At 44.0% G+C, this 12,086-nt stretch carries 4 protein-coding genes and 1 pseudogene; all 5 read right to left on the bottom strand.

Annotated features, from left to right (window positions below; all coding sequences use genetic code 11):
- Positions 1-13 precede the first annotated feature (13 nt).
- Positions 14-754, bottom strand: a pseudogene (locus DXC01_RS14935) (ArdC-like ssDNA-binding domain-containing protein); the annotation flags it as partial.
- A 59-nt stretch (positions 755-813) separates the two neighbouring features.
- Positions 814-8,889 (bottom strand): DEAD/DEAH box helicase family protein, encoded by an 8,076-nt coding sequence (locus DXC01_RS21060; protein ID WP_118619059.1) that lies wholly within the window; start codon positions 8,887-8,889, stop codon positions 814-816.
- 26 nt (positions 8,890-8,915) lie between these two features.
- Complete coding sequence (locus DXC01_RS14945) at positions 8,916-11,009, bottom strand: type IA DNA topoisomerase (RefSeq protein WP_062807166.1); 2,094 nt, start codon at positions 11,007-11,009, stop codon at positions 8,916-8,918.
- Between the two features lie 72 nt (positions 11,010-11,081).
- A complete protein-coding gene (locus tag DXC01_RS14950; RefSeq protein WP_062807165.1) occupies positions 11,082-11,747 on the bottom strand; it encodes a CD1107 family mobile element protein in 666 nt (221 codons plus the stop codon).
- On the bottom strand, positions 11,737-12,072 hold the full coding sequence (locus DXC01_RS14955) for a DUF4315 family protein (protein WP_062807164.1): 336 nt from the start codon (positions 12,070-12,072) through the stop codon (positions 11,737-11,739). Before DXC01_RS14955 ends, DXC01_RS14950 begins: the two co-directional genes overlap by 11 nt.
- Positions 12,073-12,086: the final 14 nt, after the last annotated feature.

Raw genomic sequence — 12,086 nt, forward strand, 5'->3', positions numbered from 1 at the left:
CTCAGCATTCTTTAAAATGATTAACATTTTGGAATGCTGAGTATAATGCTTCCACTTCCCTTGTAAGCTGGTCTTTTACGATGCCCTCTGCTTCCATCTGGTCACGATCATGCAATACTGCATGTGCCGTTTCATGCACCGCTGTTTTCATGGTCTGTGCTTCACTCATGCCAGGCTGGACAGCGATATATTTATCGACAAGCTGATAAAAGCCTTTCGCCTCCCCATCAATCTCAATAAAACGGATGGGAACCGGGGCAACCGTTTTCAGTGCTTCCATAAAATCATGGTAGATCAGAACATCCCCCTCCAGTTCTGATACCTCAAACTCTGGAATCGGTTCTCCTGTGGTCTGACTGACATCAAATACTGTCGTAACCCGGAATCTTGTAATGACACGCTCTACTACTTCTGTTTCCGGCTGTCCATCTTCCCCGATCACAATCTCTCCTGTTTCCGGATCAGTTTTTTCAATCTCCTGTTTCTCTTTAAACGGAGCCGGGGCAATGATCTGGATGCCTTTTTCCCCTCTTTTTACCTGCCGGTTAAATTTCTTCTGCCATGCCTGATACCCCGCTACCAGTGTCGCTTCCGGTTTCTGCATGGCGATCAGCAGAGTATTATTGAAACTGTAATTATGGAACTTTGCCATTGTATTCAGATATTCGGTATACTTTTCTGATGTGAATATTTCTGCAACACCCTGTTCCAACTGCTCTGTAATCTGCTTTAATTGTTCTTCTCTGTTTGCCATAATCAAATCCTCCATAGAAAAATCCCGCCAAAGCTCTGGTCACTCTGACGGGATACCCTTTATAACTCCTGTTCATGTTTCTTTTTAGGTTTCTGCTGTGTTTCTCTTGTCTGCTCCTGCTGTTTCTGTTCTTTCAGTCTTTCCAGAATAGATGTTTTATGAACACTGTCAGCAATTCTGTCCTGTCGTTCCTCCGGCATGTTTACTTCCGGGTTTTCCCCGATTCCCTCATCTGCCAGAAGATTTTCTCCCCCTTTCTCATCCATGTTGAGCATGGCATTTAATTCTGCCAGACGTTCCATTTTTTCACTCAGTTCCGCTTCTTTCGGGAATGGCTTCTGCACCTCTTCCTGTGCGGTCTTTAACTGCTGTTGTACCGTTTCCAGATTCTGCTCGGTATCTGCCAGCTTTTTCCCGATTGCAGAGAGTGCATTATGAATTCTCTGGATATTGCCCAGAGTATCCTTTCCGAACTCAATTTTATAAGAACATTTTCCCTTGATCGTCATGGTATAAGTATTCGACAGGAAATTATATTCTGAAGAAAGTGCAAAACCATGATATTCCCCGATCTGCCCTGCTGATTTCACGGACTTCAAGCCGGATGCTGCTGAAAGTAGTGCAACTCCCGCTTCTTTTTTATCGGTATACAGCTTTCCACCGACTGTCATTGCAAAGTGGTCATTATCCTGTAAATCTATTCCTTTAACCACATCTGCATCCACACGCATACCGGCAATCTTCTCTTTTAATGCGGTAATCTGTACTGGATACCGCTTTGCAATATCCGATTCCAGACGATAGATCTGACTGGTGTGGTTTGCTTTCAGAAGTTTCAGTTTACTTACCTGCACATCCAGATCCATCTTTTCTTTGATGTATTCGTTTCCTGTTGCCAGTGCCTTGATCTCTGCATAAGATAGAGCTGTATCATCTACATCTTCACAGGCACGCACCGGGGATTTACTGGTCATGATCTGTGAAATAAACTTCTGCTTGTTTTCCAGAATCTGCCACATGTACGAATCGAACGTATTTTCCGTTACATACCGGAAGATTTTTACCTTGTCATTCTGGTTTCCCTGTCTGAGAATACGTCCCTCCTGCTGTTCCAGATCAGACGGTTTCCAGGGGCAGTCCAGATGATGCAGTGCAAGTAATCTGTCCTGGACGTTGGTACCAGCACCGAGTTTCGGAGTGGAACCCATCAGGATTCTTACCTGCCCTGCCCGCACCTTTGCAAACAGCTCCGCTTTTCTTACTTCCGTATTATATTCATGAATATATGCGATCTCCTCTTTCGGGATTCCCCGTTCCACCAGCTTGTTTCTTACATCATCATACACGTTGAATGTTCCATCATTTTTCGGTGTGCTGAGGTCGCAGAAGATCAACTGGGTAGCCTGTGTATCTTTTCCGTCCTCCCATACCTGGAAAGCATTCTCCACACAGGCATTTACCTTGCTTTCCCCTGCATCCGGTAGCATATCATTCAAAAGCCTCTGGTCTAATGCACATTTTCTTCCGTCATTGGTAATCTTGAGCATGTTATCTACCCTTGGATCTACTGCACCGCCCCTGACCTGTTCTGCACGTTCCGAAAAGGCTTCCACCATTTCTTTCTGTTCCTCACTCGGCTTTAATACTTCATTGATATATTCTGCTTCCGGTACAGGAAGATTCAGCATATCTGCAGTCTGAATATCCGCAGCTTCTTTAAATATGGAAATCAGTTCTGGAAGATTAAAGAAACGGGCAAATCGTGTTTTTGCACGATAGCCCGTCCCTTCCGGTGACAATTCGATTGCCGTAACTGTTTCTCCAAAAGTTGCTGCCCACGAATCAAAATGTCCCATTCCCATATTCATTAAAGTATCATACTGGAGGTATCTCATAATGGTGTATAATTCAGTCATACTGTTTGATACAGGTGTTCCCGTTGCAAACGTGATTCCCTTTCCCCCGGTAATCTCATCCATGTACCTGCATTTCATAAACATATCTGAACTTTTCTGTGCATCGGTCTGTGAAATGCCTGCCACATTCCGCATTTTTGTGTATAAAAAAAGGTTCTTGTAAAAATGTGACTCGTCCACAAACAGCCTGTCCACGCCTAATTGCTCAAAAGTCACCACATCATCCTTTCGTGTCTGGTCATTCAGTTTTTCCAGTTTTGCTTTCAGGGTTTTCTTTGTCTTTTCCATCTGCTTGATCGTATACTGCTGTCCCGCTTCCTCTTTTGCTGCTTCAATAGAATAGGTAATATCTGCGATCTGATCTTCCAACAATGAAATCTGCCTTTCCCTGGAAAGCGGGATTTTCTCAAACTGGCTGTGTCCGATAATGACCGCATCATAATCCCCTGTTGCGATTCTGGAACAGAACCGTTTTCTGTTTGCCGGTTCAAAGTCTTTCTTCGTTGCCACCAGAATATTTGCTCCCGGATATAAGCGTAAAAAATCGCTTCCCCACTGTTCCAGCAAATGGTTCGGAACCACATAAAGACTCTTTTGTGCCAGTCCCAGACGCTTGCTCTCCATACCGGCTGCGATCATCTGGAACGTCTTGCCTGCACCTACACAGTGTGCAAGCAGGGTATTATTTCCATAAAGGATATGTGCCACCGCATTTTTCTGATGCTCCATCAGCTTAATTTCCGGATTCATTCCGACAAACTGAATGTGACTGCCATCATATTCCCTTGGCCGGATGCTGTTAAACCGTTCATTATAAATTTTGCAGAGTGTTTCCCGTCGGCTCATATCCTTAAAAATCCACTCTTTAAACTCTTCCCGGATCAGTTCCTGCTTCTGCTGTGCCAGGGTGGTTTCTTTCCGGTTCAGTACCCGGTGTTCCCCATCCGCATCATGTATTGTGTCATAGATTTTTGTGTCACGCAGATTCAGTGCATCCTCCAACAACCTGTAAGCATTTGCCCTTTGTGTTCCGTAAGTTGCGGTGGAAAGCGGGTTATTGCTGCTGTCCACGTTCTTTCCTTTTACGTTCCATTGTCCGGTCACTTCCGCATACTGTACTTTGATACGCTCATAATTGATATGCTGTCGTGGTGTATGGAATGTTTCTGCCATGAACTCTGTAATATAGTCCGGCGAAATCCATGTTACACCAAGCCTTGCTTCAATCTCGGAAGCGTCCAGATCTTTCGGCTGTACCCGTTCCAGTGCCTGTACATTGACCATATATTCCGGGTGGTTCTCTGCAAACTGCTTTGCAATGTTCAGCTTCTCCCTGACATTCCCGGAAAGATACTCGTCGGATGGCTCCCATTTATCCGTAAGCGGATTCTTGAAGATAACACCCGTAAGCTCCTCTGTGACCTCTTCCTCTGTTTTCTCGGTAAGCTCCATCATATAAGGAATATCCACTTTTGCCTTTTCCCCGATAGATACCGCCAGTGCCTCACTTGCAGTGTCTACCGATGTTACCGGCTCTGCCCTGCGGATCGTCCTTTTCGTAAATATGTCTGCTTTCCGCTTCAACTCGCCCTTTTCGTCCAGAAATTCAAGGGAAGTCAAAAGGCAATAGCTGCTGTCCATGCTGAACGCCCTTTTATTTGCATTGCTGCTGAGTAGTCCATACTTGGCAGTAAAGCTGTCATAAACCCGGTTCAATTCAGCCTGTAAGCTGGCGACCTCTTCATCACTGCATTCTTCCAACTGCCGTTCCAGAAGCCTGTTTGTTGCATCCCGGATAGCAACCATACCTCTGACACGCTCGCCTGTCACAACGGGAAGTTCCATCTTATTCATAACAGAATTTTCCCTGTAATAAATGTCCTCTCCGACAAGTGCAAAGCTGAAATTCTTAATATCCGGATTTGCCGGTATGGATACTACCTGTTCTTCCAGTTCCGTATCTGAAATCTCCTGCTCTGTGATGGTTCCCTGGATATGCTTTACCGCTTCTTTTAACTGCTCTGCCAGATCTGCTTCCGCTTTTGCCTTTACTGTTACTTCCTGTTTTCCGTACTGGGTACTTTCTGTTGTGAAATCTCCAAGCACCATTTCCGGATGATTAGCAAAATAGGAATTGACTGTATAACCTTCTGGTGTGGTTTTTAACTGTACCCAGTCTGGTTCTGTGATCGCAGCCCTGTCCCTTTTCTGGAAAAACAGAAGATCCGCAACCACACTGGTATTGGCATTTCTCTGGAAAGCATTGTTCGGTAAACGGATCGCCCCAAGCAGATCTGCCCGGTTTGCGAAATACTGTCGGACTTCCGGATTCTGCTTATCCATCGTACCGCTTGATGTGACAACTGCCACCACTCCACCCGGACGTACCAGATCTAAGGATTTTGCAATAAAATAATCATGGATCATAAAATGGTATCTGTCATATTTGCGGTCACTGACCTGATATGCCCCAAACGGTACATTTCCAATCACGCAGTCAAAAAAGCTGTCCGGGTAACTGGTTTCCTCAAATCCTTGTACTGCAATCCTGTTCTTCTGGTAAAGCTGTTTTGCAATCTGCCCGGAAACCGGATCAAGTTCTACGCCATACATACTTGCAGCACTCATACTTTCCGGTAAAAGTCCCATAAAGTTTCCTACTCCACAGGACGGTTCCAGTATATTTCCCTGTTTCAGTCCCATATTTCCAAGTGCTTCATACATAGCCTTGATGACTGTCGGAGAAGTATAAAAGGCATTCAGCGTTGATGCCCTTGCTGCACTGTATTCTTCTGGTGTGAGGACTCCTTTTAACTGCGTATATTCCGCTGCCCAGGCACTGTTTCTTTCTTCAAAAGCCTGTGGAATACCGCCCCATCCAACATATCTTGACAACACTTCCTGTTCTTCCGGTGTTGCCAATCTCTGCTCCTGTTCCAGTTCTTTCAGCAGCCGGATAGCTTCCATATTTGCTTTAAACTTTGCTTTCGGACCGCCAGAGCCAAGGTCATCGTCCGTAATATGGAAATTATGAGGTTCCTGTTCCTGCACCTGTTCATTCTGCAGATATGGTAAAAATTCTCCCTCATAGCCAAACAGTTCATTCTCCCCTGGAATATAATTTCGTCCGGTTTCCATACACCGGAAAATATCAGCTTTTGATGAACCACTTGCTTCGTAGAATCCTGCATAGGAATATAAAATATTATCTTCTCGCTCGTAGGTAGTCAAATGCAATTCTGTATTTCCTCTTGTCTGGTTTACCAGTTCTTTCCCTTCCAGACCTTGTGGAAGAATCCCCACTGGTTCAAAATGATACCCCTGATATTCAAATACATTCTCGTTCCACTGTTCCTGTACAACTACATCTTCTGGCTCAGATTCTGGTTCCCCTTTTTGTACCTCCTCCATTTCTGCAGACGATTCTTCCACTTCTGGTTCTTCTGTATTTTCTTCTGGTTCGGAGGCACTCACAATATCAAATAAAGACATCTGGTATCCATCTAAGCCATCTGCCTGATCTGGTACTTCCTGTGCTGGGAAAATCGTATAGCTGCCTTCCACATACTGATGTACTTCCGTCAATAGCTGTAATTTCTTCTCATAAGTTTCATTCACTGATTCAAAATCCAATGGCAGCATTGCCAGTGCATCGTCCATCGCCTGTAACAATTTCTGCGACTGCTCCGAATCATTCAGCATAACAGGAAGTTCTTTTCTTGCTTCTTCATTAAAGAAATCCTGCTTGAACGGACGCTCGATTTCTTCTGGCAGCCTTGCATAAAAACTGATCACTTTTCCTGCAATCCGTTCCCTCTCATATTCCGGCATACGGGAATAATCTGCGGAACGTAAGAACTGCTGGTTATCAATCAGATAGCCGATTCTTTTTGCAACTTTTGCCCAGGGCAGCAACACCGAAGTATCTGGATTCCCATAGTCCCCTCTCTCCAGCTTCAAACCTTTCCCATCATAATCTGCATGTGAATTGTCTGCTCCACATAAAGCATGGCTCTGACCGCCTATCCCATATTTTTCCTTGATAAAATCTGTCCTTGCCTTATCATCTCCATTCAGAAGATAAAAAGAATAGGTAGAAAGCCTTCCATCCGAATACGGACCGCCACCGGCAAGAAAAGCATCTATTTCATCTTGAGTAATAAATACCTTATGTTCCTGCCATGCGAATTCATCTCTGGCATTGTATGGAATTACTTCTGCTGCAAATTTCTGAAACTGACCGGATATTCTGATTGGATTATAGGTGCGGAACCGCATAATGCTTTTATCTTCCTCATAAGCCATTGCCAGTCCTTCCAGACGCTCGTTCAGATCTGCCAGCCACTCCGGATCTGTTAGTTTCTCTTCCAGATAATCAGTAATTTCCGGATAAATACTGTGAAGATGTGGTAAATCCTCTTCATCAAAGACAAGTTCTGCTACACCCTCTGCCATATCCGCTTTCATATAGGCAAGTGCCTGGGCATGTTCCTTTATCGCATTCTCCCTTGCAACATCAAGTACAGACTGTGGTGCATACTCGCCTTGCTTCAAAAGCTGATGGATACGACCACTCACATCTTCCCAGGATAAAAACGCCTTATCCAGAATCTGATCGGTAACCGTATGCCCTACTGCAATCTGCAATCCCGTTTCGTCAAACCAGACAGAATATTCCATGCCATTGATTTCAAAGCCCTTTCCACCAGTCCCATACTCCCGCTTCACAAACTCTGTATATTCTTCCGGTGTCTGTTCACTCATAAAATTATAGATAATACGAAGCTGGCTCTTGCTTCGGTTTCCTCCGGTTCTTAAAACCTCATCGACCACCTCACTTGGAATGGCAATCTCCCCGGCATAGAGGGCAGCTATTCTGTTTTCGATTTCTCTTTTCTGTTCATTTACAGATGGAAGTTCGGGCAAAGATAAAGCAGAGGCAATTTCTTCCTCTGCTTTACTTAACTGATCTTCACTTGTGTCTTCAATTAGCTGTACACCAATTCCGTCAAGATGCTCTCTTCCGCTGTTGCCGTCAGACTGTTCATATGTGCTGTCCACGCCATCGGGTTCTCCTCTTTCGATGGTGCCGGATTCTTCTCCAACAGTTTCGCCATCTGTACTTCCAATCTCTTCTGTGCTGTTTTCTCGATCTCTTCCAGATGGCTGTTCAGTTTCCCGGTCAGTAACAGGCTCTGATACAGGCTGTTCTTGTGTTCCTTCAGAAATGTCCTCCGCAGCATTCCGTATTTCCCAATCTGTACCTCTGTCTCCTGGATTGTCAGATTCGGAAACAGATAATCCCCTTTGCGATGATATGTCAGTTCCATGCTCATTTCCTCCTTCATCTTCCTGTGAATATTCGTTTTCTATGATTCTGTTGTTGTTTTCTTCGCTTTCACGAATTAACGTGTTGAATTTATTATAATTCCTTTCCTCTGAATTTTCAATACCCTTTTTCATTTCTTCTAATGAAATACGGTGTACAAATCTTCCAATATCCACTAGCACAGACTCACTGGCCATGCTCGTCGCATTTCCAATAAATGTCAGCACTGATAAACTGTTATAGTCTGTGATATGTACGAAGTCCATTTCTTCCTGCCGTTCCAACGGATCAAGTCCGCATCTGGAAGCCAGCGTATAATAAATGCTGTCTGTCAACAGACTGCGAAATTCACTGCGTATGGTATCTTCTTCCAGCTCCTCCAGATACGTTCCTTCCATCACATATGTCAAGCCATCCAGGTATTCATCCAGATTTTCTTCTACCATATACTTCGCTGTTGCCATCAGTGCATCAGAAAGACTTCCTGTATCTATAACTTCCAGTCCATAAACTTCTTCTAAATGGTTTAATAACTCCTCCTGTTGCTTCTCCTGCAACCGCCACAGGTAAGGGGTTCTTCCACCTTTTACCTTATGAGTATCCTGAATATCAAATACATATCGGAGTCTTGTTTTCTGCATGGTTTCATCCAAAAGAGCAATTCCCTTTGCTCCTCGGTTTACCCACCGCAGCATTTTTTCATTCCATAATTCCAGCGAAGCACAGGCAGTTGCTTTTGGACGCTGCGCGTGGATCAAAAGCTGATCCATAAATGGATACCGATACAGTCTGGCTGCAGTATCCAGATAATTCATCCAGTCCCTTGGTGAACTGCTGATACGGGTTGCATGATACTCCGCAAGTCCCCGTATCTCATCTAAATGAGCCATAACTCATTCCTCCTTCCGTCTGTGCCTTATTTCTTCTTTTTAGGAAATTCCAGACTGAATCTGGCTTTTCCATCTTCTAACCCTAATACCAGATCGGCATCAAATTTGCTGTCTTTTTTCTTGGAATACAGTCCTTTCACATGGGTACGTCCATTTTTCAGAAGCTCCACCGCCATCTTTTTATCCATCGACTTTTTCATACTTTCCAGAAAGCGGTTCGACTTCCACAGAGCAAACTGACAGCTTCTGTCAGAGCAGTAATAATTGGTCTTACCCTCATATACATCAGAACCGCATACCGGGCATTTCCCGATTACTTCCTTTGCAATCTGAAAACGGTTCCGTTCTTCTTCCGAAATTGCCCTGCACATAGAAAGAATCTCATTAATCATGGATACAATCCCATTCATAAATTCATCTTCCTGGATTTCCCCCTTTTCCATCATCAGAAGCTGATTCTCCCATTCTGCTGTCAGGCCTGCAGATTTCAGATTCTCCGGCATTACATGAATCAGCTCACATCCTGCTACGGTAGGAAGAATCTGTTTTCCTTTACGTTCTGCATAACCGGAAGATACCAGCTTCTCAATGATATTCGCTCTGGTTGCCGGTGTCCCAAGTCCTTTTTTCTCTGTTTCAGAATCAAATTCCTTATTCCCCGCTGTTTCCATCGCAGCAAGCAGGGTATCTTCGGTAAACATCTTCGGCGGGGAAGTATAATGTGTACTCTTCTCTGCCTTCACAGAGGCAAGAGTCATTCCTTCCTCATATCCTTCTGGAAGTTCTGTCTTATGATCCGGTTCGTCAGGTTTCTTATCCTTTACACAGTATTTCCGAAAGGCTTCTTCCACTTCTTTGAAGCCCATCTGTACAGGCAGCTTTCCCTTTGCAGTAAATTCATGTTCTTTGCACTGTACGGAAATTTCTGTCTGCTCATAAAGGTACTCTTCCCCTGTTGCCTGAACAAGCTGCTGTCCGATCAGCATCAGCAGATTTTTCTTTCCACTGGAAAGTCCTCCCATGCCTTTTTCCATTGCTTCTTTTGTCGGCAGTATTGCATGATGATCAGATACCTTTGCATTATTAACCACACGATCTATGTTACCTCTAGTCTGTCCAGATTCCAGAAACGGAAGAAAATCTGTCATGCCTTCGGCAAGCATTTTTACCGTTTCTTTCATATCTTCGGTTACATACTGACTGTCTGTTCTCGGATAGGTAACCATCTTTTCTTCGTACAGCTCCTGCAGCATATCCAATGTCTTCTGGGCAGTGTATCCAAAAAAACGATTTGCTTCCCTCTGCAGACCGGTCAGATCATAAAGTTTTGGTGGGAAAGTCTTTTTCTGCTCTCTTTTTACCCTTGTGACCAGTGCTTCTGTCCCATCACAAAGTTTTCTTAATTCTTCCGCTTCCATTTCTAACGGGATACTCTCTGATGTTACCATAAGTTTCCCATCTGACAGAGAAACCTTATAATAGGCTTCTTTCTTGAAATGCTCGATCTTCTCTTTTCTTTCCGTCAGCATGGCAAGCGTCGGTGTCTGTACCCTGCCAACTACCAAACGCTTAAAATATCTGGTTGTGTAGGCTCTCGTTGCGTTCATTCCAATCAACCAATCCGCCTGTGCCCTGCATACCGCAGCATTACAAAGCCCTGCATATTCTCTCCCGTCAGTTAGGGACTGAAATCCTTTCTGAATGGCTTCATCTTCCATTGAACTGATCCACAGACGCTTCACTGGTTTCTGACAGCCTGCCAAATCATAAACTCTTTTAAAAATCAGTTCTCCTTCTCTTCCGGCATCACAGCCATTGACCAGATATGCTACATCTGCCCGGTTTATTAAGCCGCATAGCACATCAAACTGCTTCTTTTTATCTTCTGATACCTGAACTTTCCATACTTCCGGAATGATCGGCAAATCCTCAAACTGCCATTTTGCATATTTTTCATTATAAATTTCCGGTGGTGCATATTCTGCCAGGTGTCCCAAACACCAACTGACAATGCAACTGTTCCCCTCCAGATACCCGTCCTTTCTCTGATAAGCAGATAAATTTTTTGCAAGGCTCTGTGCCACGCTCGGTTTCTCTGCAATCACTAAAAATTTCGCCATGTTTTCCTCCTGTTCCTGTCAAAAAGGCAGTCCATAAAGAACTGCCCTTTCTCCATACCTTATGCTTTTTTGTTATTTCTGCTGATCTTCCGCATTTTCTTCATCTTCATTGATGTAACTGTCATCAGCAAATTCCAGGCCTTCCTCTACAATACCGTCCTCTTTTTTCTTTCGGAATTTACTTAAAACAAAAGCAGCTAAACCACCGAATACCAGTACAATGCCGCCGCCCAGGATCGCAGAACCAAACATTTTATTACCACCGGATTCTGGATTCACTTCTGTTTCTGGCTGTACGGTAGTTTCTGGTTCTGGTGCTGCAGTCGTTTCCGGAAGAACAACTGCTGATTCCTCTTTTTTCTCGGTTTCCTCGTTTTCGTCTAAGAACTCTGCCAGATCATTTTCATCTACCAGTGACATCATGTACACGTTCTCGGAAGTACCGGAACGGTCAATGACCATATAAAAGGTATTTCCATTCTTTGTCTGTACAGTCAGAAACTGCTTGGAACTGTCATTCTCCTTATCATCCACAAGCTGTCCGTTTCCCGGTGTGGAAAACGGTGTTTCCTCTGTGGTAGGCTGCTCTGCCGGCTGTTCTTCTATCACCTGTTCCACTGCTTCTGTCTGCTCTGCATTTTCATTTGCCTGTGCAAATGCAGTCACACTGGCAGAACCCATCAGTATTGTTGACGACAACATAATCATCAAAATTTTTTTCATTACTTTATTCTTCATCTTCCAAATCCTCTCTTTCTTCTATCAGTCCGGTTAACATTTCGCTATCCATATTTTCTTCTTTCTTTATACCTGTTTCAGAACTATCCATAGAAAGATTGCCCTCTTCATCAAACTGCATGGTAACTGTTCCGTTCTGAATTCCATCCAGAAAAGTCAGCATCTTTCGGCTATCCATTTTCATGGAACGGATTGCCTTAATGATTTCTGCATCTTCCATCTGCTTTTTCTGGATTCTCAGTTGCCTTACATGCTCCTGCAATTCCAGAATCTTGTTTTCAGTTTTCTGAATATCATCCAGAACCTTTTTTAATCGCATATTCATCTCTTATTCACTCC

It is taken from the genome of Blautia sp. OM07-19 (assembly GCF_003481595.1).
Classification (GTDB): Bacteria; Bacillota; Clostridia; order Lachnospirales; family Lachnospiraceae; genus Blautia_A; species Blautia_A intestinihominis.